Annotated in this window: 22 protein-coding genes; 11 read left to right on the forward strand and 11 right to left on the reverse strand. The window is 34.7% G+C overall.

What is annotated here, in order from left to right; translation table 11 throughout:
- Positions 1-4: 4 nt before the first annotated feature.
- The 5 genes from LNP19_RS14705 to LNP19_RS14725 form a co-directional block, all read right to left on the reverse strand.
- On the reverse strand, positions 5-304 hold the full coding sequence (locus LNP19_RS14705) for a hypothetical protein (RefSeq protein ID WP_230062648.1): 300 nt from the start codon (positions 302-304) through the stop codon (positions 5-7).
- Positions 305-470: 166 nt separating this feature from the next.
- Complete coding sequence (locus tag LNP19_RS14710; protein WP_230062649.1) at positions 471-1,940, reverse strand: lipopolysaccharide biosynthesis protein; 1,470 nt, start codon at positions 1,938-1,940, stop codon at positions 471-473.
- Between the two features lie 20 nt (positions 1,941-1,960).
- Positions 1,961-3,253: a glycosyltransferase family 4 protein gene (locus LNP19_RS14715; RefSeq protein WP_230062650.1), complete on the reverse strand. Its 1,293-nt coding sequence runs from the start codon at positions 3,251-3,253 to the stop codon at positions 1,961-1,963.
- Positions 3,254-3,307: 54 nt separating this feature from the next.
- Positions 3,308-5,740 (reverse strand): YfhO family protein, encoded by a 2,433-nt coding sequence (locus LNP19_RS14720; RefSeq protein WP_230062651.1) that lies wholly within the window; start codon positions 5,738-5,740, stop codon positions 3,308-3,310.
- A 47-nt stretch (positions 5,741-5,787) separates the two neighbouring features.
- Positions 5,788-6,069 carry a DUF4834 family protein gene (locus LNP19_RS14725; RefSeq protein WP_230062652.1) on the reverse strand — a complete coding sequence of 94 codons (282 nt, stop codon included), beginning with the start codon at positions 6,067-6,069 and terminating at the stop codon, positions 5,788-5,790.
- A gap of 125 nt (positions 6,070-6,194) precedes the next feature.
- On the opposite strand from LNP19_RS14725, the gene LNP19_RS14730 reads away from it, so the two are divergent.
- Positions 6,195-7,130, forward strand: coding sequence for a transporter (locus LNP19_RS14730; protein WP_230062653.1), 936 nt, complete (start codon positions 6,195-6,197; stop codon positions 7,128-7,130).
- A 25-nt stretch (positions 7,131-7,155) separates the two neighbouring features.
- Positions 7,156-8,274 (forward strand): GTP cyclohydrolase, encoded by a 1,119-nt coding sequence (locus tag LNP19_RS14735; RefSeq protein WP_230062654.1) that lies wholly within the window; start codon positions 7,156-7,158, stop codon positions 8,272-8,274.
- Between the two features lie 59 nt (positions 8,275-8,333).
- Here the strand turns inward: LNP19_RS14735 and capB are convergent, their stop codons facing one another.
- A complete protein-coding gene (capB, locus tag LNP19_RS14740) occupies positions 8,334-9,596 on the reverse strand; it encodes a cysteate-C-fatty acyltransferase (protein WP_230062655.1) in 1,263 nt (420 codons plus the stop codon).
- Between the two features lie 248 nt (positions 9,597-9,844).
- Here capB and LNP19_RS14745 point away from each other — a divergent pair, with 248 nt between their 5' ends.
- The 5 genes from LNP19_RS14745 (at position 9,845) to LNP19_RS14765 (ending at position 16,087) form a co-directional block, all read left to right on the forward strand.
- A complete protein-coding gene (locus LNP19_RS14745) occupies positions 9,845-10,648 on the forward strand; it encodes an NYN domain-containing protein (protein WP_230062656.1) in 804 nt (267 codons plus the stop codon).
- 50 nt (positions 10,649-10,698) lie between these two features.
- Positions 10,699-12,207, forward strand: coding sequence for an FMN-binding glutamate synthase family protein (locus LNP19_RS14750; RefSeq protein WP_230062657.1), 1,509 nt, complete (start codon positions 10,699-10,701; stop codon positions 12,205-12,207).
- A 351-nt stretch (positions 12,208-12,558) separates the two neighbouring features.
- The gene (locus LNP19_RS14755) at positions 12,559-13,137 is read left to right on the forward strand and encodes a non-canonical purine NTP diphosphatase (protein ID WP_230062658.1); all 579 of its coding nucleotides are present in this window, start codon (positions 12,559-12,561) and stop codon (positions 13,135-13,137) included.
- Between the two features lie 205 nt (positions 13,138-13,342).
- Positions 13,343-15,232 (forward strand): DEAD/DEAH box helicase, encoded by a 1,890-nt coding sequence (locus tag LNP19_RS14760; protein ID WP_230062659.1) that lies wholly within the window; start codon positions 13,343-13,345, stop codon positions 15,230-15,232.
- An 87-nt stretch (positions 15,233-15,319) separates the two neighbouring features.
- Positions 15,320-16,087 (forward strand): carboxypeptidase-like regulatory domain-containing protein, encoded by a 768-nt coding sequence (locus LNP19_RS14765; RefSeq protein WP_230062660.1) that lies wholly within the window; start codon positions 15,320-15,322, stop codon positions 16,085-16,087.
- 460 nt (positions 16,088-16,547) lie between these two features.
- On the opposite strand, the gene LNP19_RS14770 is transcribed toward LNP19_RS14765, so the two are convergent.
- Positions 16,548-18,008: an aminoacyl-histidine dipeptidase gene (locus LNP19_RS14770; protein ID WP_230062661.1), complete on the reverse strand. Its 1,461-nt coding sequence runs from the start codon at positions 18,006-18,008 to the stop codon at positions 16,548-16,550.
- A 109-nt stretch (positions 18,009-18,117) separates the two neighbouring features.
- On the opposite strand from LNP19_RS14770, the gene LNP19_RS14775 reads away from it, so the two are divergent.
- The 3 genes from LNP19_RS14775 (at position 18,118) to LNP19_RS14785 (ending at position 20,601) form a co-directional block, all read left to right on the forward strand.
- Positions 18,118-19,209, forward strand: coding sequence for a DUF3810 domain-containing protein (locus LNP19_RS14775; RefSeq protein ID WP_230062662.1), 1,092 nt, complete (start codon positions 18,118-18,120; stop codon positions 19,207-19,209).
- Between the two features lie 259 nt (positions 19,210-19,468).
- Entirely contained in the window at positions 19,469-19,963 is a 495-nt protein-coding gene (locus LNP19_RS14780; RefSeq protein ID WP_230062663.1) for an RNA polymerase sigma factor, read from the forward strand.
- Positions 19,964-19,968: 5 nt separating this feature from the next.
- On the forward strand, positions 19,969-20,601 hold the full coding sequence (locus LNP19_RS14785) for a hypothetical protein (protein WP_230062664.1): 633 nt from the start codon (positions 19,969-19,971) through the stop codon (positions 20,599-20,601).
- 128 nt (positions 20,602-20,729) lie between these two features.
- Here the strand turns inward: LNP19_RS14785 and LNP19_RS14790 are convergent, their stop codons facing one another.
- Both LNP19_RS14790 and LNP19_RS14795 read right to left on the reverse strand, forming a co-directional pair.
- Positions 20,730-21,539, reverse strand: coding sequence for a lysophospholipid acyltransferase family protein (locus LNP19_RS14790; protein WP_230062665.1), 810 nt, complete (start codon positions 21,537-21,539; stop codon positions 20,730-20,732).
- Positions 21,540-21,653: 114 nt separating this feature from the next.
- A complete protein-coding gene (locus tag LNP19_RS14795; RefSeq protein ID WP_230062666.1) occupies positions 21,654-22,298 on the reverse strand; it encodes an NUDIX hydrolase in 645 nt (214 codons plus the stop codon).
- Positions 22,299-22,394: 96 nt separating this feature from the next.
- On the opposite strand from LNP19_RS14795, the gene LNP19_RS14800 reads away from it, so the two are divergent.
- Positions 22,395-22,829, forward strand: a complete 435-nt coding sequence (locus LNP19_RS14800) for a DUF4268 domain-containing protein (RefSeq protein WP_230062667.1) — start codon at positions 22,395-22,397, stop codon at positions 22,827-22,829.
- A gap of 82 nt (positions 22,830-22,911) precedes the next feature.
- Here the strand turns inward: LNP19_RS14800 and LNP19_RS14805 are convergent, their stop codons facing one another.
- On the reverse strand, positions 22,912-23,322 hold the full coding sequence (locus LNP19_RS14805; RefSeq protein WP_230062668.1) for a hypothetical protein: 411 nt from the start codon (positions 23,320-23,322) through the stop codon (positions 22,912-22,914).
- Positions 23,323-23,334: 12 nt separating this feature from the next.
- Positions 23,335-24,279 carry an NAD(P)H-dependent flavin oxidoreductase gene (locus tag LNP19_RS14810; RefSeq protein ID WP_230062669.1) on the reverse strand — a complete coding sequence of 315 codons (945 nt, stop codon included), beginning with the start codon at positions 24,277-24,279 and terminating at the stop codon, positions 23,335-23,337.
- Between the last annotated feature and the right edge of the window lie 4 nt (positions 24,280-24,283).

The following is a 24,283-nucleotide window of genomic DNA, read 5'->3' on the forward strand; positions in this document are numbered from 1 at the left end:
AAATCTATTCCATATAACATTTCTCTTCAAAAGGTTCGCCATCCTCATCAATGCCTACTAATATCTTTTTGGGCTTTGAAGCCACCTGACTGATATAAATCCAAGGCACTGTCCACAAACCGAAAGTGGCGCAAAACAGCAGGAAATTTAAATTATTATTCATCTCTTTGCCTTCTCTAAACAAAACAGAATAAGGCAAACTCTCATTAGTTTCTACTATCTTAAAACCATTATGGACTTTATGAGCGACAATATTCGAATATTTTTCTAGGTTTTTTTCTTTTGAAATCTGTGGGCTATTCATAATCTTCAGGGCTAACTAGTATTGTTATTCAAACATTCACTTTCTAAGTAAATAGTATTAATTACAAAATCAACATTAGCAAAAATAAAAGAACAGAATTCACTACACAATACCCACTTTTAGTGATTAACATTTATTATATCAAAAAATAATAATCACTAAAAACTTATTTCATTAGCTTTAGCTTCTTAAGTACATTATCAATAACTTGATTAATTTCCATAGAAATTCTAAATTTATAATTGATATACACGTATAAAACCGTCACCAAAACTGATTTTAGTCCAATGGCAATTATAGGATTAAAAGGAAATTCCCAAAAATAAAATAGTAAAAATATCGCAGCCGTGATGACTATAGAATGTAATGTTTGCTTTGTAAAAGGATACAAATGCAATCTTTTAACCACAAACATTAACTTGGCCAAACTGTATAAAGTTATTGATAATAAAGTCGCAAAAGCAGATCCCATAATACCATACATTGGAATAAAAATCATATTCAGTCCAACGGCCACTACAACTAAAAAAACTCCTAAAAACAATACGGCTCTATAATATTTTGTATTAAAAATAATAGCATTATTATTCCCTAATATCAAATCAAAATATTTAGACAATCCAATCATAAAAACAACCAGAATTCCACCGCTATACTCTTTTGGAATTATAACGTATAACATATTTATATTAACAAAAATTCCTAGCATCACAAAACCACCCACAACTTGTAAATTAATCGATGTTTTTTTGTACAAATTATTGAGTTCGTCGTGTTTGTTTTCATGCATCAATTTTGCGGTTATAGGATATACAATTTGATGCATCGCTCTACTAGGAACCGATATAACCAGAGCAATAAAAGTTGCAATCGAATAATAGGCAATATTATCGATTAGCATATATTGATTAAGCATAATTTTATCTCCATCCAAAAGTAAATTAGCCACACTTCCTGACAAAATAATATAAAAAGTATAAGTCAAAATACCCTTGGTATTGTCTGGTAATTTAAACTGAAATATCGGTTTCTGGATACTAAATGCATACAACATAGTTATCAAAAAAGCCAAAAAATATAGCGCAGCTGTTGCATAAACAAAACCTTCTACCGTCAGCCAATTAAAATAAACGCCTATCAATAAAAACAACGAAAACAATCGCAATCCCACTTCTTTAATAAAATTCCCAAAAACAGAATGCATATGCACGCGTAACCAAGCATAAAATATTTCAAAATAAGCCATGCACAAGCCAATAAATGGGATCAACCAAAGGTAATCTTTGACTATCGCATTCTTTTTTGATAGAAAAAACAAAATCTCATCCTGAAAGAAAAATGCAATTAATAACATTGGAATTATTAATAGCAAAGGAAATAAAACTGTAAAAGATAAAAAACGAGAGCGCTCTTTATCCGTTTCATATTGCGAATAGAATTTCACCAAAGTATTTTGCATTCCTATAGCAAACAATGGCATAATAACGTTAGCACAAGAAGTAATATAATTGGTTAATCCATAGAAAGTAGCTCCCAGAAAAAAAGGATACAAATAAATCGTGTTTACCGCTCCAATCCCAAATCCGATATAGGTAATTATAGTGTTTTTTAAGGATTGATTTAAAACTATTCCCATGAAAGCTTGGAAGTTTGAGGTTAAAAATTAGAATTAATCAATTGAGCCAATTCTTTCGTTAAGTTTTTTCTGGAATATTTTTGCAAACCTACAGCATTTGACTCTAATTTTCCTTCCAAAAATTGATTGTAATAGTCTAAAATCATTGATTTCAGCTTATTCTTCTCCGAATAATCAAAGAACACTCCTGTATTAGTATTATTAATAATTTCTTCAAAATCAGAATTCTTAGGACCAATGGCTATAATAGGCCTATTGGAAACCATATATTCAAATAATTTCCCGGGAATAATACTTTTGGTATCTTCTGAATCAATTTCGATCAGCAACAATAATTGTGATTTTCTTTGGTGCGCCACAGCTTCTGCATGCGAAACATAGCCTAAGTTATTCAAATAGGGATTTAAACCAAACTTAGAGATTGTGTCTAAAACTTCTTGACTTATCGCGCCAATCAATTTAAGCTCAAAATGAAGTTTAAAATCCGGAATTTCAGCAATTAATTCAACCAAACTTTCCCATAGAATCAGTGGATTTCTTTCGGAAAGAAAGGAACCAATATGCGCCAAACTGAATTTAGTGTCCAAAGTTTGTTTTTCTACCTTCTCCACATCATAACCATTCGTAATAACGGCAATAGGTTTAGTTGTGATGGATTCAAATTCGGTTTTTGTGGTCTTACTGGTAACGATAACAGTATCGGCTGAATTCAAAACCTGATGCTCTAAAGTTTTATGGGTTTTAGCAGCATAATTAGATAATCGCAAGGATTTATGATAGCCAATTGTGGTCCATGGATCTCTAAAATCAGCAAACCATTTTAGATCTAACCTTTGTTTCAACTCTAATCCGATAAGGTGCAAGCTATGCGGAGGTCCAGAAGTAACTATGGTGTCAATCTTATTTTCAATAATATATTTTTCTAAATAAGCAACCGAAGGCGTTACCCAAAAAACTCGGGCATCCGGAATAAAAAGATTCCCGCGTATCCAAAGAAACACTTTGTCCAAAAAGGATTGTTTCTTCTTATTGGGCATAATTCCCGAACTTATTTTTTTGGTTTTACTTTTAGAAAAAAAAGACGCCAATTGATAAGGTTCAAAAATTCTCTGTTTCAGAATAATTGCTTTTTCTGAAACTTCTTCTACCAACTTTTCATCAACAATAGGATAGGTTGGATTTTCTGGAATATAAACGACAGGTTGAATCCCAAAATCTGGCAAATATTTTACGAATTTTAACCAACGTTGCACGCCTGGACCTCCCGCAGGCGGCCAATAATAGGTTATGATAAGGATTTTCTTTGATTCCAAGTTTAAGATTTATAGTTTATGGTTTTGAAAACCAAAAAAAGGACATTTAAAATTTTAAACTTCAGACTTTAAACCTTTTTTTCTCTCGTAATAAATTCCGCCAATTAATAAAAGTAACATTCCAACTGAACTTATAAATGTTATCGTACTTCCTGTCTTAATTACTTCAGGTTCAAATTTGAATTCAATAGTATGCTCTCCGCCTGGGACAATTAAAGCTCTCAATACATAATCAACTGGGAAATGATCTGTTTTTTCTCCATCAATGTAGGCATTCCAACCATTTTCATAATAAATTTCGGAGAAAACAGCTAAGGCTTCATTTTTAGTAGCAGAAGTATATTTTAAATAATTCGGTTTATATACATTCAACTGAATGGTTCCTGTCGTGTCTAAATTCTTTTTCAGCTGCGCATTTTTAAATTTAGAACGGTAACGATTAATGTTAAAAATTGCTATTTTTTTACTGTCAAACTTATCCAACATTCGCATTTCATCGTCGGCTTTATTGACCAATTTGACATCGCTTACAAACCAAGCGTTTCCATTGGCATCCGGGTTTATGGTTGGAAATTCTTTTCCTTCCTTATCGGTTTGGATTACGTATTTTACGTTCAACATATTTAGCATTTCCAAATTATTTTTGGAAATCTGATAATCAAATAATTGCTGTACGCGTCTTGGTTTTGCGGCATGATATCCTCCAATGGACTTATGAAAATAAGAAGCTCTCGCACTGGATAAATTTCCATTAACCTCAAAAACACGATAATGTCCTGTATCTTTTAGAATTTCTGCGTCAACAGCTGTTTCCTGAAAAGGAGCTTCAACATCTCTTCCGCTCACAAAGTCTTTAGCCGAAACATATTTTTTATCCACCAAAAACAAATCCGAAACCATAAAAAGTCCTACTAAAATAATAGCCGCATTCTGAGCTATCCTATTTTTTATAAACAGCCATAAAACTCCAGCCACCAATACTATAAAAAATCCGGAACGCAATAAATCAGCACTATACAAAGTCATTCGATCTGCTTTTAAAGCATCCACGAATCCAGGACCGTAACTTTCTAGATAATAAGCATCGTTAGCTCCCGAAAAACTGAACATGCTTTTGCTGAAGAATAAAGCTAAAATAAGTCCAAAAACAACCGCGGCTGATTGCCAAAGTGCTTTCCATTGTATCTCTTTTTCTAACTTAAAAAAAGTTTGTAACCCCATAATGGCTAGAACAGGGAAACAGAGTTCTAGAATCACTTGGATCGAAGAAACGGCTCTAAATTTATTGTACATCGGTACATGGTCAATAAAGAAGTCCGTTATAATTGGAAAATTCTTACCCCATGAAAGTATAAGTGCAGCAATAGCACCTGAAAGAAAAACATATTTAATTTTTCGTTCATCAATAAATAAAGCTAATATTCCTAAGAAAAAAACAACAATTCCAATGTAAGCCGGAGCGGCAACAATAGGCTGATCGCCCCAATAAGTTGGCATTCCGGTAACAAAATCAGCTGCTTGTCCTTCTGGCACGCCCTGACCAATCATAAATTCATACATGCTACTATCTGTTCCTAAAGCCTCATGATTTGAACCTCCAAAAAGCCTTGGGACAATCAGATTAAAACTCTCAGCGATACCATAGCTGTATTCCGTGATATAATCGTAAGTCATCGCACTAGAACTAGTACTTTTTGATCCATCAGGATTAAAACTCAATTCACTTTTTCCTCGAGTACTAAAATCGGCATATTCTGCAGTAGCCATCAAATTAGTAGCGTTAGCTCCAATAGCCAAAATACCGGCAACAGACAAAATTCCAAAAGATTTAAAAAGTGCATTATATTCTTTGGCTTTTAAATCCAAGTAAATAAAATATCCCGACAGTATCAGTAAGAAAATCAACAGATAATATGTCATCTGAAAGTGGTTCGCATTAATCTCTAAAGCCGTGGCAAAAAGAGTCAGCAAGCCTCCTAAAACATATTTTCTTTGAAAAACCAAAATAAATCCGGCAATAACCATTGGCATATAAGCAATAGCATGTGCTTTGGCATTATGACCAACACCTAAAATAATAATTAAATAAGTGGAAAAACCAAAAGCAATAGCTCCAAAAAAAGCTTTCAATGGATCGATTCTAAGAACCAATAACAAGCCGTAAAACCCTAAGAAATACAAAAACAAATAATCAGCGGGACGAGGCAAAAAGCGCAAAGCATCATCAATGGCTCCAATATAATCATGCGGATATTTAGCTCCCAATTGATAAGTTGGCATTCCACCAAAAGCCGAATTAGTCCAATAAGGTTCTACATGATCAGTGGCTCTAAAGTCATTTTGCTCTTTGGCCATTCCGGTGTATTGTACAATATCAGATTGGAAGATTTGTTTACCTTGCAATACAGGATAAAAATATAGGAGAGAAACTACAACAAAACCAAATATGGCTAAGGCGTGTGGATAGAACTTATTTATTATTTTCAAGATAAAATGGTTTGGATTAGAGTAAAATGGTACTAATTACGACAAATTTAATCTATTTCTTCGTAATCCACATAATCTCCTACTTTTTTAGTCTCCCTCGGATTTTTAGAATGGGCAGTGTTATAAATTATTTCATCATTGCTATTGGATTTTCTCCATGAGGCATCCTGCGAACGCTGTTGTTGCTCTTGAAAATTGGATCCGGCTTTCTCCACCACTTTTTTAACCAATAAAGGCAAAAATAATTTTGCCAAAAACTTAAAAATATAGTAGAAAGCTACAATATAAAATAGGGTTTTTATAAAACCCGCAAAAGAAGCGGTTTGCATAATCAAAATATTTTTTTAGCAAAATTAGCAAATCAAAAGTTCAAAATTAAACTATCATTCTTAAATAAATAATAAAATATAGTACATTTGAAAAGCGTTATTACTTTTAATTTTAAAAAAATAATATGTCAAAACTTAAACTACTAATCTTCAGTGCCCTGATACTGATCCCTAGTTTTCATTATGCACAGCATACCGATCAGATAAATTCCAACAGACCCGGAGAAACCATGTCGGCATTTTCAGTTGGAAAATCGGTATTTCAAGTAGAAACCGGAATTTACGGAATTACAGAAAAACACGATCTACTGAATTATGATGCAAACGGTTTTGGGGTAGACATGACGCTAAGATGGGGTTTGTTTTTGGAAAAGCTAGAACTAATTGCGGATTTACAGTACCAAAATCAAATAAAAACTGAAAATTTTAAAGAATATAATCTGGCCGCCTTAAAACAAACCGTTTTGGGCGCTAAGTACCTAATTTACGATCCTTTTAAAGACCACGAGAAGAAAATTAATATCTACAGCTGGAAAGCCAATCATGCCTTCAATTGGAATCAATTTATTCCAGCCGTTTCTATTTTTGCAGGAGCAAATATTACTTCGTCCAACAATCCTTATTATTTTTCTCCAAAAGGAGAAATTTCACCAAAATTAATGCTAATTACCCAAAATCATTTTGGTGACGGAACATGGGTTTTTGTAACGAACATCATCGGAGATTATATCGCTACTGATTATCCAAGTTATGGATATGTGCTAACTCTGACAAAAGGTTTTAACGACAAATGGTCTGGCTTTATAGAAAACCAAGGTTTCAAAAGTGATTTTTACAGCGATGCCATCGTTAGAGGCGGCGCAGCCTATTTACTGAATAAAGACATGCAAATCGATGCTTCCATCAGCAGCAGTCTAAAAAATACTCCTTCGATACTTTACGGAGGAATAGGCCTTTCTTGGCGCTATGACGCTAATTACAAAGAAGTCCGAGTTAATTTAGACAATAACGATTCTGATAAAAAAGCCCAAAGAAGAGCCAAGAAAACTAAAAAAGGATAAAAAAAATACAATCTAAAAAAGCATAATGATTACAATAAAAGAAGCCAAAACTAAAAGCGAATTAACTGACTATATTAAATTTCCTTTTTCTTTATACAAAGACAATGAATTCTGGGTTCCGCCAATTATTGCCGATGAACTGGAAACTTTTGACAAAACTAAAAATCCAGCATTTGAAAATGCCGAAGCCTATTTTTTTCTTGCCTATAAAAATGATCAAATTGTGGGGCGTATCACGGCAATCATCAATTGGAGTGAAGTAAATGACCAACAAAAAAAGAAAGTCCGTTTTGGTTGGTTTGACGTCATCAACGACATCAAAGTCACCAAAGCTTTGCTTGAAAAAGTATACGAATTAGGTCGAAAAAATGGTTTGGAATACGTAGAAGGCCCAATGGGATTCTCTAATCTGGATAAAGTGGGCGTGCTTACTGAAGGCTTTGACCAGTTAGGAACCATGATTACCTGGTACAACCACCCTTATTACGCAACTCATTTCGAACAATTGGGCTATGTGACCGAAAAAGAATATATTGAAAGTAAGTTTCCTTTTTCAAATGTAAAACCAGAATTTTTTGAGAAAGCAAATGAATTGGTAAAAAGAAGGTACCAGTTAAGTCCACTTAATTTTAAAACCACCAAAGAAGTAATGCCACACGTGGACAAGATGTTTGATTTATTCAATAAATCTTACGCAAGTTTATCGTCATTTGTTGCCATTTCTGATATCCAAAAAGAATATTTCAAGAAAAAATACATCAGTCTAATCAACCCGGAATACATTAAATTCGTAGAAGACAAAGATCATAATATCGTTGCTTTCAGCATTGTAATGCCTTCTTTTTCAAAAGCATTACAAAAAGCAAAAGGAAAGCTTTTCCCTTTTGGATTCATCCATTTATTGAAAGCTAAAAAACAAAGTAAGGATATGATTTTCTATTTGATAGGCGTACATCCTGATTTTCAAAATAAGGCCGTTACGGCAATCATTTTTAATGAATATTACCATACTTTTAAAGAAAAAGGCATTGAAAACTGTTTTAGAACACCGGAACTGGCAGATAATACTGCCATCCATAACTTATGGAAACATTTTGACCCTAAAGTACATTGCCGAAGAAAAACATTTAAAATAGAATTATAGTCAAAAAAAAATCCATTCTGTTCAAGAATGGATTTTTTCATATAAATATTACTACATTACTATGCATCTAAATCTACAGTGGTTCTCGATGCAATTTCTTTATAAGTTCCGTTCACTAATTTCTCACGGATTGCTTCAAATGCTGATAATGTCTCATTAATATCTTCCAAAGTATGTGAAGCCGTAGGAATCATTCTTAGCAAGATAATCCCTTTTGGAATAACCGGATAAACAACAATTGACAAGAAAATACCATAATTTTCTCTCAAGTCATTTACCATAATCATTGCTTCAGGAATACTTCCTTCAAGATATACCGGAGTAATACAAGTATTAGTATCTCCAATATTAAATCCTTTCTCTTTTAACCCGTTTTGTAAGGCATTAACATTTACCCAAAGTTTGTCTTTGATTTCAGAAGACTTACGCAATAACTCCAAACGTTTCAACGAACCAATAGTTTGAATCATTGGCAATGCTTTGGCAAACATTTGCGAACGCAAATTGTATTTTAAATAATCAATAACATCTTTATCTGCAGCTACAAAAGCACCAATATTAGCCATCGATTTAGCAAAAGTAGAAAAATAAACATCTATTTCATCCTGAACTCCTTGCTCCTCACCTGCTCCGGCTCCTGTTTTTCCAAGTGTACCAAAACCATGTGCATCATCAACCAACAAACGGAAATTGTATTTTTGCTTCATAGCCACAATTTCTTTCAATTTACCTTGCTGACCGCGCATTCCAAAAACACCTTCGGTAATAAAAAGAATTCCTCCACCTGTTTCGGCAGCCATTTTCGTAGCGCGTTGCAGGTTTTTCTCCATACTTTCCAAGTCATTATGCTTGTAAGTAAAACGTTTTCCCATGTGCAAACGAACTCCATCTATAATACATGCATGTGAGTCAACATCATACACAATGATATCGTTTTTAGTAACCAAAGCATCTATGATTGACACCATCCCTTGGTAACCAAAATTCAATAAATAAGCCGATTCTTTCATTACAAAAGCAGCCAATTCTTCTTCTAATTGTTCGTGATATTTGGTGTGACCACTCATCATTCGCGCACCCATTGGGTAAGCAGCTCCAAACTGAATAGCCGCATCCGTATCTGCTTGACGCACTTCTGGATGATTCGCAAGACCCAAATAGTCATTCAAACTCCAGTTCAAAATATCTTTTCCTCCAAACTGCATTCTCGGCCCTAATTCTCCTTCTAATTTAGGAAAAACAAAATAACCCTCAGCTTGTGAAGCCCATCTTCCTAATGGACCTTTATTGTTTTGAATTCTTTCGAATAAATCCTTTACCATAATATATTAAGTACTATTTTTAATTTTAAGAGGTTGCAAAAATAATTATTTAAATTTTATAATAGTATCGAAAGTAGTTTTATTTTTTTAGAAGCAACTCCAGCTCTTCACTTTAATTTTTTCTCTTTGAACTAAAACCTATTTTGGTTCTAAGAAAAAAAAGAAAAGATTATCTATTCAACTGGTGTCAAGAATTATATTATTAATAAACTTCGTACCTTTGGATAAGCATTTCAATATTAAAATTTATGTCACAAGATACCAAAGAATTAAAACTAGCCGTCCTAATTGATGCCGACAACGTTCCTTATAGCAATGTAAAAGGAATGATGGAGGAAATCGCTAAATTTGGAACTCCTACCACCAAACGCATTTATGCCGATTGGACCAAGCCCAATGCCGGAGGTTGGAAAAGTGTTCTATTAGAACACGCCATTACTCCTATTCAACAATACAGCTACACGGTTGGAAAAAACTCTTCCGACTCAGCTATGATTATTGATGCGATGGATTTATTGTATTCCTATAAAGTGGATGGTTTTTGTATTGTTTCCAGCGATTCTGATTTTACCCGTTTAGCCATTCGATTGAGAGAATCCGGAATGAAAGTCATTGGAATTGGCGAACAAAAAACTCCCAATTCATTCATTGTTGCCTGCGACCGATTCATTTATATTGAAGTTTTAGACGGCGCTATCAAGAAAAAAACACCAAAAAGAACTTCTGATACCGAGACAAAAAAAGCTATTGAAAAAAACACTTCAAAAACGGCAGAAAAAACAGCTCAAAAACCTCTTAATAAAATTGACGAACCAACAATCGACCTGATCGAAGACTCCATAGACGATATTGCCGATGATAGCGGTTGGGCATTTCTAGGTGATGTAGGAAACCTGATCGTGAAGAAAAAACCGGAATTTGACCCTCGAAATTATGGCTTTGCAAAACTGACACCTATGTTAAAATCCTTAACTGACATCCTGGAAATTGACGAAAGAGATTCAGACAAAAAAGGAATTAAACATGTTTATGTACGGTTACGTTACAGCTAGTTTAAAAAATTTATAATTCAAGAATAATTCAATTTTAAAAACAAGAAATTATGAGAAAGCTTTTTTTCACACTAGGAATTACCGCATTCATCATCTCTTTAATCAGCTTTTTCTATTTTAAAATCGGATTATTTCTTATTATTATTCTACCCGTTTTACTACTCATCGGAATCGCCAATATCCTACAGCACAAGCACGCTATTTTAAGAAATTTTCCCGTTTTAGGTTATTTTAGATACTTTTTCGAATCAGTAGCCCCTGAAATCCAACAATATTTTATTGAAAGAAATACGGATGGAAAACCATTCAGTAGAAACGAACGTTCTCTTGTTTACCAAAGAGCCAAAAACATTAGTGCCAATACTCCTTTTGGAACCCAATTAGACATCAACAAATCTAATTATGAAGGAATAAGACATTCCATATTTCCTGCCAAAGTAAATGAAGAACTGCCCCGAGTAGTGATAGGCGGACCTGATTGCAGCCAACCCTATTCAGCTTCTTTGTTAAATATTTCAGCGATGAGTTTTGGTTCTTTGAGCGAAAACGCCATTATTGCGCTTAACAAAGGAGCGCAAAAAGGCAATTTTTACCACAATACCGGCGAAGGCGGGCTCACACAATTTCACCTACAAGGCGGCGATGTATGCTGGCAAATAGGCACAGGCTATTTTGGATGCAGAACCGAAGAAGGAAATTTTGATTCAGAAAAATTTACCCAAAATGCCAATCATTCTTCTGTAAAAATGATTGAATTAAAACTATCCCAAGGCGCCAAACCAGGCCACGGCGGTGTACTTCCCGCCATCAAGAACACAGTAGAAATCGCCAAAATAAGAGGAATAAAACCCCACACTACGGTACTTTCTCCACCAAATCACACGGCATTCAACGATACCAAAGGACTGATTCAATTCATCGCAAGATTAAGACAGTTATCGAATGGAAAAGCTGTTGGATTCAAGTTATGCATCGGCCAGACTACTGAATTTGAATCCATCTGTCAAGAAATGATTGCCCAAAATTGCTATCCTGATTTCATAACAGTAGATGGTGCCGAAGGCGGAACTGGAGCAGCACCGTTGGAATTTGCTGATGGTGTTGGTATGCCGTTAGAACCCGCCCTTATCTTTGTCAACAAAACATTAATTAGCCTCAATATCCGTGATAAAATAACCGTGATCTGTAGCGGGAAAATAATCTCCGCACATTCCATCCTAAGAGCTATCGCTATGGGAGCTGATATTTGTAATAGCGCCAGAGGTTTTATGTTTTCCTTAGGTTGCATCCAAGCATTGCGTTGCCATAACAACACCTGTCCTACCGGAGTGGCTACCCAAAATAAAATGCTGATAAAAGGTCTTGTAGTTACTGATAAATCAGAAAGAGTGTATTATTTCCATAAAAACACGCTTCATGCTGCCAACGAATTACTGGCTGCAGCAGGAAAAAACAGTTTTAAAGAAGTAGATGCATCTATTTTCATGCGTGGCGACGAATTCATCCATCTTTCGGATTTATATTTTCCCGATAATTTGACCAATGTGACAAAGCACTAAAAAACAATCACAAAAAAAGGAGGGCTATTAAAACCCTCCAGTTGTAAGTTCTGATTTATCATTATCAACTTATACATAAAACCGTACAGCTGACTATTGTGACATTATCTTATGTGAAGAATAACATACGCAAGTAATTAATCAAAACCACATATCAAAGATACATTTATTTAAATATTAAACAATTAAAAAACAGCTATTTAACTGGTTTTTAACCTAATTAAAGTCAAGACTAATAATTCTGCATTTATTTAACTCAAACAAGGCAAAAGTATCAAATCAGCATTTTATACATTTCTTTCTAAAATTTCAAAACTGTATATTTGACCATTTAAATTTTAAACCGAAACTATGCAACTCGTTTTCGCTTCCAACAACAAAAACAAAATTTTTGAAATACAAAGTATACTTCCTGATACAATCCAAATCCTAAGTCTGGAAGACATTGGCTGCCATGAAGAAATTCCGGAAACTGCCAATACTATTGAAGGAAACGCAATTCTAAAAGCTAATTATGTAACCGCTAATTATGGTTATGATTGTTTTGCTGATGATACCGGTCTAGAAGTTGAAGCCTTAAATGGAGAACCAGGAGTTTATTCGGCACGTTATGCAGGAGAACAAAGAGATTCTGATGACAACATGACAAAATTATTGGACGCATTGGCTAATGAAAGCAATAGGAAGGCGCAGTTCAAAACTGTAATTGCTTTGAACCTAAACGGAGAACAGTTTCTTTTTACGGGAATTGCAGAAGGTCAAATCACTTTAGCAAAATCTGGAAACCAAGGCTTTGGCTATGACCCTATATTTCAACCCCTTGGATTCAAAGAAACTTTTGCCCAATTGCCATTGGAAATCAAAAATAAAATAGGCCACAGAGGAAAAGCGACTCAAAAATTAATAGACTTTCTCAAAACAGAACAATAATTGTTTAAAATGCAACATTTTTTATTCAAATTTTTAAATATACTACCCAAAATCTCCCTATATTTTAGAAGTCTCAAGCACATCAACAACCACCAAAAACCATAACTTTCTGATAATCAAATTACAATAAATCATTAAATCTTAAAATAGCATTAGTTTATATGGATTATTAACAGTAATTTTGCACCCTATTTTAAAAATACATATGAATAAATTTGAACAATTAGGATTGAGTGAATCGTTACTGAAGGCGGTTTTAGATCTAGGATTTGAAAATCCGTCAGAAGTACAGGAGAAAGCGATTCCCCTATTATTGGAAAAAGACACAGATATGGTTGCGTTGGCTCAGACAGGGACAGGGAAAACGGCAGCTTTTGGTTTTCCAGTTATTCAGAAAATTGATGCCAACAACAGAAATACACAAGCATTAATTTTATCTCCAACACGCGAATTGTGTTTGCAGATTACCAACGAACTTAAAAACTACTCTAAATACGAAAAAGGTATTAATGTGGTAGCAGTTTACGGTGGAGCTAGCATTACAGAACAAGCAAGAGACATTAAGAGAGGCGCACAAATTATTGTAGCCACTCCAGGAAGAATGCAAGACATGATCAACAGAGGTTTGGTAAACATTTCTCAAATCAACTATTGTATTCTAGACGAGGCCGACGAAATGTTAAACATGGGTTTCTACGAAGACATTGTAAATATCCTTTCAACTACGCCAGACGAAAAAAACACCTGGTTATTCTCAGCTACTATGCCTGCCGAAGTAGCAAGAATTGGAAAACAATTCATGACTGATCCAATTGAAATTACGGTTGGAACTAAAAACTCAGGATCTGCAACGGTTTCTCACGAATTTTACTTAGTAAATGCTCGTGACCGTTACGAAGCTTTGAAACGTATTGCTGATGCTAATCCAGATATTTTCTCCGTAGTTTTCTGTAGAACAAAACGTGATACACAAGCTGTTGCTGAAAAATTAATTGAAGACGGATACAGCGCTGCTGCATTGCACGGGGATTTATCTCAAGCGCAACGTGACGGTGTAATGAAATCTTTCCGTGGAAGACAAATCCAAATGCTTGTAGCTACTGACGTTGCTGCACGTGGAATTGACGTTGATAATATTACTCACGTAGTAAACTACCAATTACCTGACGAAATAGAAACTTACAATCACCGTTCTGGCCGTACAGGTCGTGCCGGAAGATTAGGGACTTCTATCGTTATTGTTACCAAAAGTGAATTGCGTAAGATTTCTTCTATCGAAAGAATCATCAAACAAAAATTCGAAGAAAAAACAATTCCATCAGGAATCGAAATCTGCGAAATCCAATTATTACACTTAGCTACTAAAATTAAAGATACTGAAGTTGATCACGAAATTGACAACTACTTGCCTGCCATCAACAATGTGCTTGAAGATTTATCGAAAGAAGAATTGATCAAGAAAATGGTATCTGTTGAATTCAACCGTTTTATCGCTTATTACAAGAAAAACAGAGATCTTTCTACCCAATCTGGTGAAAGACGTGAACGTGATGACAGAGATGGCGCTCCAAGAGAGAACAACAATGGCGGTGCAACAAGATATTTTGTAAACATTGGTTCAAGAGATAATTTTGACTGGATGTCATTGAAAGATTACTTAAAAGAAACTCTAGACTTAGGTCGTGATGACGTTTTCAAAGTAGACGTAAAAGAAGGATTCTCTTTCTTTAACACGGATCCGGAACACACTGACAAAGTAATGGAAGTATTAAACAACGTACAATTAGAAGGACGTCGTATTAATGTTGAAATTTCTAAAAATGACGGTGGCGGAAGACGCGATCACAACGGAAGAAACTCAGGTGGTTTTGGTGGCGGAAGAAGTTCTGGCCCAAGACGTGAAGGAAGCTTTGCTCCAAGAAGAGAAGGTTCTGGCGGCGGTTTCAGAAGCGACAGAGGTTCGGCTCCAAGAGAAGGTGGTTTCAGAAGCGAAAGAGGTTCAGCTCCAAGAAGAGAAGGTTCATCAGACAGAGCACCTAGACGTTCTGAAAGTTTTGGTGATTCACCTAGACCAAGAAGACCAAGAAGAGACTAACATATATTGTTAATTTTCTTATAATAATACAAGAGACTACAAAATATTTAATCCTGTTTTACTACTTTTAAAGTTTTAAATCAGTATATGAAATATTTTGTAGTTTTCTTTTTTTTAGTTATATCCATAAGCACTTCAGCTCAGGAAATAACATCTTCACAAAAAGTATCGGCCTATATTTATAATGACAATACTAAGTCGGCATTGACCAATGTAAACGTCATTAACATTAACAAGGTAAGAGGAGCCAGAACAGATTCAAATGGTTATTTTGAAATCGATGTGCATCCAAACGATACACTACATATTTCACTTTTAGGCTTTCAATCCCTAAGAGTTAAAGTTACCAATGACTGGTTGAAAAATAAAATGGCCAAAATTTTTCTTACAGAAAGCGCCATAGCACTAGAAGAAGTAGTCATTAAACCCTTTAATTTAACAGGCTATCTTGAAGTTGACTCTAAGACAATCCCTATAAAAGAAAACTATCGTTACAGTATTTCAGGATTAACAGATGGATATGAAGCCGGGAACTACTCTCCAAATGCTTTTGGCAGGGTTCTGGGATCTATTTTTAATCCAGCCGATATGCTTTATAATTTCTTTGGAAAAAAAACAGTAGAGCTTAAGAAACTTAAAGAAATGAAGAAGGACGATACCGTTAGAAACCTTTTAGAATCTAAATTTGATCGCGAAACACTTGCCATTTTATTAGGCATCGACAAGAAAGAAATTCCGGAAATATTACAACGCTGCAATTATTCGGAATCCTTTATTCAAACAGCAAACGATCTTCAAATCATGGACGCCATTAGCGGTTGCTATGAAGAATACAAAATATTGAAAAAGAAGTAATAAAAACTTACATAACAAAATCCTCAATTACAGAAATAGTTGAGGATTTTTTTTTGTTAAAAACAAATCCTGCAAATCCTAAACAGAGATTAGCGCCAATAACGAAGCTCTAAATTATTTATATAACTAAAAGCCAAAAAATAGTCACTATCTTTACTTACAATAAAATACAAATTACAGATCATTATGGCAAAAAGTCAAGACGCAAAGAAGACTCAAAAAAAAGAGCCTCTTAAAACAGCAAAAGAAAAGAAAGAAGAAAAAAGAGAAAAGAAAAGTAGTCCTAAAAGAGACTAAAATTAGTATTCAGTAAACAGTATTCAGGGTCAGGTACAAACTGAAATTTTAAGTTCAGTATTTAGTCGCAGTGAGCAGTTACAAACTAAAATTAATGTTCAGTCGCAGTTCTCAGTTACAAACTGAATACCGCGACTGAATACTACTCACTGACCACTGATTACTATTTCAATGGGATTTCTGCTAAGATTTCAAGCAAAAATTTCCAAAATTTTTGAGAAGAAGAAATACTGGCTCTCTCATCTGGGGAATGCGCTCCATGGATTGTTGGTCCAAAAGAAATCATATCCATATCCGGGTAATTAGTGCCCAGAATTCCACATTCCAGTCCCGCATGGCAGGCAACCACTTTTGGTTTTTCGCCATTTTGTTTTTCATAAATAGGAACCAAAACATCTAAGATCTCCGATTTTACATTGGGAGTCCAACCCGGATAGGATCCTGAAAGTTCAACTTCGCAGCCTACTAATTCAAATGCGGATCGCAACGCATTGGCCAAATCAAATTTAGAAGTTTCAACAGATGAACGCGTTAAACAACCAATGGAAATTTCACCATCCTTAATGGCCACTTTGGCTATATTGTTAGAAGTTTCCACCAAGTCTTCCATGTCAGCACTCATGCGATACACACCGTTATGAGCAGCATAAATAGCTCTGATAATTCCTTCTTGAACTCCTAAATCCATTACTTTTTTTGGCGTCTCGCATTTCACGATCTCGATAGTCAGATTAGGTTCAGTCGTTTTATATTCGGTTTTAATATCATTGATGATTTCCTGCATATCAAAAATATAGGCTTCATCAAACATTTCAGAGATAATCACCTTAGCAACACTTTCTCTAGGAATAGCATTGCGCAAACTTCCACCGTTGATTTCAGCCACTTGTAAACCAAAGTTCTCAAAGGCATCAAACAATAAGCGATTCATTATCTTATTGGCATTACCCAAACCTTTGTGGATATCCATTCCTGAATGCCCACCTTTTAATCCTTTTACGCTAATAATATGCCCCACAGAACCTTCTGGAACTTCTTCCTCATAATAACTTCTTGTAGCTGTAACATCGATACCTCCGGCACAACCAATGTCAATTTCATCATCTTCTTCGGTATCCAAGTTCAATAAAATCTGTCCTTGTAAAATCCCTCCTTTTAAGTTTAAAGCACCGGTCATACCTGTTTCTTCATCAATGGTAAACAAAGCTTCAATGGCTGGATGTGGAATATCCGTACTTTCTAAAATCGCCATAATTGCAGCAACTCCAAGGCCATTGTCAGCACCTAGCGTAGTTCCTCTAGCGCGAACCCAATCCCCATCAACATACATATCAATTCCCTGAGCATCAAAATCAAAAACCGTATCGGCATTTTTTTGATGCACCATATCCAAATGTCCTTGCATTATGATCGCTTTGCGGTTTTCCATTCCTGGAGTCGCCGGTTTTCGGATAATCACATTGCGGATGTCGTCTTCAAAAGTTTCTAATCCAAGGCTGTTTCCAAAATTCTTCATGAATTCAATTACACGCTCTTCTTTTTTAGAAGGACGAGGCACGGCATTCAAATCGGCAAACTTATTCCAAAGTGCTTTGGGTTCTAAATTTCTTATTTCTTGACTCATTTATTTTTGTTTGAAGTTTAACATTTTAAAAGCTCAAAGTTACAAAGTTTAAATTCTTTTTAGGCACTAATTGATATTGTAATTATATTTACGTTTCAAAATTGATATCGTGAAAAGAATACACATTCTGCCCCTATTTCTTCTTATACAAATAATTGTACTGCAATTTATCCCTTATTTCCCCGAAGCGGTAGAATCCTTATACAGCAATGGCTTATATCCCTATATAGCATTGTTTTCAAGATCAATTCTGGGAAAAATTCCTTTTTCTGTGGGAGACTGTATTTATTTTATTTTGATTATTCTAGGTATCAAATGGTTCTGGAAGAAACGAAAATTTTGGACAAGAGGCAAAACTGAACAGAGTGTTAGCAAATCGCTTTGGCAAAATAACCTACTCCATATATTGAGTTTTCTTTCTGTTTTTTATTTCCTGTTCCATACGCTTTGGGCATTAAATTATTACCGTCAACCGCTTTTTGAAAAAATGGAGATTCAAAGAGAATATACCGATACTGATTTGTTAGTTTTTACCAAAAAATTGATTGCTAAGACCAACGCCATTCAAAAACAAATCACTAAAAATGACAGTCTGAAAGTAACATTTCCGTATTCACAGGAACAAACCTTCACTATGAATCTGAATGGCTATAAAAATTTATCAGAAAGCTATCCTTTTTTAGAATATTCCCGTTTGAGCGTCAAGAAATCACTATTTAGTTTACCATTGACCTATATGGGATTTGGAGGCTATTTGAATCCGTTTACCAATGAAGCCCAAGTAAATTATTTGGGGCCAATGTACCGTTTCCCAATGACCGCTAATCATGAAATGGCACATCAGATGGGCTTTGCCAGCGAAAGCGAATGTAATTTTATAGGTTTTCTGGCTTCAATAAAAAATGATGACGCCTACATTAAATATTCGGGTTATAGTATTGCACTGCAATATTGCTTGGGAAACTGGCAGGCACGTGATGAAAAAATTCTAAATGAATTACTAAAAACCGTACATCCCGGAATTTTAAAAAACTATCAGGAAAGTGAGGATTTCTGGAAACAATACCAAAGCCCTATTGAAACTGCTTTTCATATTTTTTATGATAATTTCTTAAAAGTAAACCAGCAAAAAGACGGCATGCAAAGCTATAGCAAATTTGTAAACTTAATGGTGAACTATTATAAAGAAAGAGAATTATAAGTTCCTGATCGAAGGCTTATTTGCTAAAATCCCCTCGATTCAATACGTCTGAAATGTGATTAAAAGAACAAAACTCTCTCATTAGCCCCGATGGAAATGGAAATCCTCCCGATTTTTCTTCGGGAGATTGAAATGAACAGCGGGACCAATGTCCATTATAAATCGAGAACTTTGTGCTCCAAAACTGTAATACGCAAATGAATTTAAATATAAATGCATTCCTTTGTAACAAAATTGAATTCAAGTGTACTAATGAAATATGAGTGAGAATCTAGAACATTCTTTTGTGAAACAATTGCAAGCAAATCAGAATATAATCCACAAAATTTGTCGATTATATACTGATTGTGAGGATTCACACAAAGATTTGTTTCAGGAAATCACGATTCAGCTATGGAAAGCTTTTCCAAAATTTAGGGGCGACAGCAAATTTTCTACTTGGGCCTATCGCGTTGCGCTGAATACCGCCATTACTTTATACCGAAAAAACAAACGCTCTATTGCGACAGTGGAATATGAAGCGCGGCAACATTTTACCAAGGACGTTGATTATAATTATGAAGAAGAAGAGCAAATTAAGCTCATGTACAAAGCGGTTTATCAGCTAAATGATATCGAAAAAGCCTTGGTTTTCATGTATCTGGAAGACAAAGATTACCATGAAATTGCCGAAACATTAGGGATTAGCGAAGTAAACGCCAGAGTAAAAATGAACAGAATAAAAGGAAAACTAAAAAAAATACTAAATCCTTAAGGAATATGAAAGAGCTGGATTTATTGAAAAAAGACTGGAAAAAGAACGAGAATTCTTTTGAGCAGGTATCAGAAAAAGAAATTTACAAAATGATTCATAAAAAGTCATCTTCGATTGTGAAGTGGATTTTGATTATCAGTATTTTGGAAGTTCTATTATGGACTTGTCTTAGTTTATGCTTTAATTCTGACGATTATTTAATAAAGATAAATCACTCAGAATTAATAGCCTACTTTGAAGTATTGACTATTTTTAATTATGGTGTCATATTAGTTTTTATCTATTTATTTTACAAAAACTATATTACTATTTCTACTACTGCTTCTACAAAACAGTTAATGAAAGACATTTTAAAAACAAGAAAGACAGTTCAATATTATGTTTGGTACAATTTGGGTATGATTGTTTTAAGTTTGATAATTGGTTTTGTCATAGCATTTGCGTACAACCCAGAAGTAAACGCTTTGAGACATAAAATTGCAAGTGATAGCAAAATTATGGCAATAACAATTGGAATTTTACTTTTAACTATTGTTGCTTTTTTTGGCGCCTTTTGGCTATTTTACCGCTTAATATATGGAATCCTGCTTAGAAAATTGTATGCTAATTATAAAGAATTAAAAAAAATAGATTTATAGTTTTACTTGAATCTAAAAAAACTTATGAATCTATTCACCGCTTTGTAAATTATTCTGCTGTATAAATAACAAACGCGATTGTTTTTTTAAACAATCGCGTTTGTCTCTTTAACTATCTAAAATCTTCGTTAATAGTCCCATTTACGGTATTTGTTCAATTTTTCCTGTTCTTCTATTTCTTCAGCTGGAATAACTTTTAAAAAAGAAGGATGCTGCTCGATGGCATATTCTACTTTTTCGACAATTTCATCTATACTATCATTGTCGTAATCAATATCCAATGGTTCTTTGATGATAAAAGATTGTAAAATTCCTTTCTTTTTCATGCGCAATCCTTTTTTGTCAAAAGAACGTCGAAAACCATCAATAACGATTGGCACTACAATTGGCCGGTGCTGTTTGATAATATGTGCGGTTCCTTTGCGGACCGGTTTAAAAGATTTTGTTGTTCCTTGCGGGAAAGTGATTACCCAACCGTCTTTAAGTGCAATTTTAATATTCTCCGTATCATTCGGATTTATATCTCTTTTTTCAGTTACATCAACTCCTTTGGCACGCCAAGTTCGCTCAACGGTAATCGCTCCAACATAGGACATGATTCTTGGCAACAAACCTGCCCGCATGGTTTCTTTGGCTGCAACATAATAAATATTCATTTTGGGTTGCCAGAGATAACCTACGTTTTTAATGGAATCTTCCCTCCCGCTCAAACTAGCGTTAAAAACATGGAACATAGCCACCACATCGGCAAAATAAGTTTGATGGTTAGAGATAAAAAGTACATTAGTATCCGGTAAATTACGGATTATTTCCGAACCTTCTATTTTCAATTCATTGAATCCTCTATAGCGTCTGTGGGTAATTACTCCAAAAATTCGGATTAACCATTTTTTTATCAATAGTATGTGACCAAAAGGATTTCTCTTAAATAATCCCATAAAAGTAGTTGTTTATTTTCTAAATTAGGATTGCAAACGTACGAAAATTATTTTTAGAAGTACATGCGATAACGGAACTCCTAAAAGTGCTTTTTAAAATTCCAAAAATCGGTTTTAAACTTCCAAAACAGTTTTTAAAACATCTTTTAACTCACTAAGAATCATAGCCGTTGCGCCCCAAACCACATGACCTTCAATCTCAAAAGCAGGCACATTGATGTTCTGCGCATAGGATGTGGATAAATTTGTCTCGATGACAATTGCATCACTTAAAAAAACGGACAACGGAAGTTCAATGATTTGGGCTACTTCGCTAGGATCAGGCACAAAACAAATTTCATCGTTGCAAATCCCCAAAAAAGGATGCACCATAAAATTACTTGGAGGAATATACATGGGAGTAAAAGCTTTAATAATTACCATTACTTCCGGGCTGATTCCTACTTCCTCCTGTGTTTCCCGCAGTGCCGTTTCCTTGAAATCTTTATCTTCTTTTTCATATTTCCCCCCAGGAAATGCAATTTGCCCCGAATGAACACCTTCATAGGAATTCCGTACAATAAGAACCAAATGGGTAACTCCATTTTTAGGATAGAACAACATCATCACCGCAGCCGTTCTTGGGTTTTTATTTTCAATATCTATATTTTTCAAACTTTCGATTCTTTCAAAAGGCGCCATTTTAACATGGGCTTTCATCGCAGGAAGTGCTGCTTGAACTAAATTGGGAACAAATTCTAAAAAATATTGAAAATCCATAATCAAAGACTATTTTTGCATCTGAAAAATACAATATAAATATAGGCCAGAAAATAATAGCTAGCAAATTTTCAGTATCCTATTTAAATCCATAAAATGTACAGCAAAGAAGAAACTCAAAAACTAAAACGAGAATTCTGGGTCACATTCGCCGAGAAATATCCCCGAAAATGGTTGCTATACGATACCAAAATAAAAGATTTCTCTTTTAAATTCTATGTAGACAATAAAAAAGCTCAGGTTCTTATTGATATTGAACAACGCAGTGATGAGAAACGCAATGCTTATTTTGATAAAATAGAAGCCTTAAAAAACATTCTCGAAGAAGAATTTATCAAAGATTTAGTCTTTGAAAGAAACTACATTCTTGAAAACGGAAAAACCATCAGCCGTATTTGGGTCGAAAGACTGGGCGTAAGTGTGAGCAATCGCTCCTATTGGGATGAAATTTTTGATTTCTACAACGAAAAAATGAACGCCTTGGAGCTTTTCTATTCTGAATATGATGAATTCATAAAAGACATTGACTAAAGTTCAAAATAAAACCGCTGATTTACAGATCTTATAGTATCGCTGCAAATCAGCGGTCTTCGTTTTGGAGAACAAACTCCAACTACATATTAAATATATTATATACAATAATACGATTGTCGTAACTGATATACAATTGCTTCCTATTGCCTTGTTTTTTTCTGGTAATTATAGAAAGCGTGCAGTCCTCTCCATTATTATCCTTACAAGTAAAGGAATAAACAATATCTGTGTCATTTTCTTCTATAGGTTGGTAAACTACAATTTCAAATAATTGAATAATTTCAGAATAAACAACAATTCTGCTTTTATTGGTGTCCAATGAAACCTGAATATTCACTAATTCCAGATCGGACCATTTGCCCCATTTCCCTTTTTCATTTTTTTCTAAAACACTAAAACCGGAAGTTTTGAATTTGTAGTTTTGACTAAAGGAATTTTGGGAACCAAGTCCTAAAAAAAGCAACACAATAAATAATCTAATTTGGATCATTGTCTATAACTGTTAAAATTTAAATTCCATTTGCTCTTTTCTGGCCGTTTCAAAATCAGCCATCATTTCCTGAACAATTTCCTCGGCTGATTTTATTTCGTGGATTAATCCCGCAATTTGGCCTATTTCAAGCTCGCCTTCAACCAAATCACCTTCAAACATCCCTTTTTTGGCTCTTGCCCTACCCAAAAGAGTCGTTAATTCTTCTTTGGTTGGACATTTTTCGTATAAATGTTGAACATCTTGATAGAATTTATTCTTTATTAATCGAACGGGAGCCAACTCTTTTAAAGTCAACTGCGTGTCTCCTTCCTTTACTTCTAGAATCCTTTTCTTAAAATCCTGATGAGCCGAAGATTCCACAGAAGCCACAAATCTACTTCCCACTTGAACCCCATCAGCACCTAGCGTCATGGCAGCCAACATTCCCCTCCCGCTGGCTATACCACCTGCTGCTATCATTGGGATTGTGATTTGTTCTTTCACCATTGGAATCAAGGTAAAAGTAGTCGTTTCATCTCTTCCATTATGACCTCCTGCTTCAAAACCTTCGGCAACAATGGCATCCACTCCTGCTTGTTGGGCTTTTAATGCAAATACTGAACTGCTTACGACATGCACAACAATGATACCGTTTTCTTTTAGATAAGAGGTCCAGGTTTTTGGGTTTCCAGCCGAGGTAAAAACAATTTTCACGCCCTCCTCTACAATGATTTTCATAATTTCCTCAATGTTGGGATACAGCATTGGGACATTTACTCCAAAAGGTTTTGAAGTGGCTTTTTTGCACTTTTGAATGTGTTCCCGCAATACTTCAGGATACATGGAGCCCGCTCCTATTATTCCTAATCCTCCGGCATTACTTACCGCACTTGCCAGTTTGTAGCCACTTACCCAAATCATTCCTGCCTGAATAAGAGGGTATTTAATATTAAAAAGACTTGTAATTTTATTCATTTAT

The sequence above is a fragment of the Flavobacterium acetivorans genome (genome assembly GCF_020911885.1).
Lineage (GTDB): Bacteria > Bacteroidota > Bacteroidia > Flavobacteriales > Flavobacteriaceae > Flavobacterium > Flavobacterium acetivorans.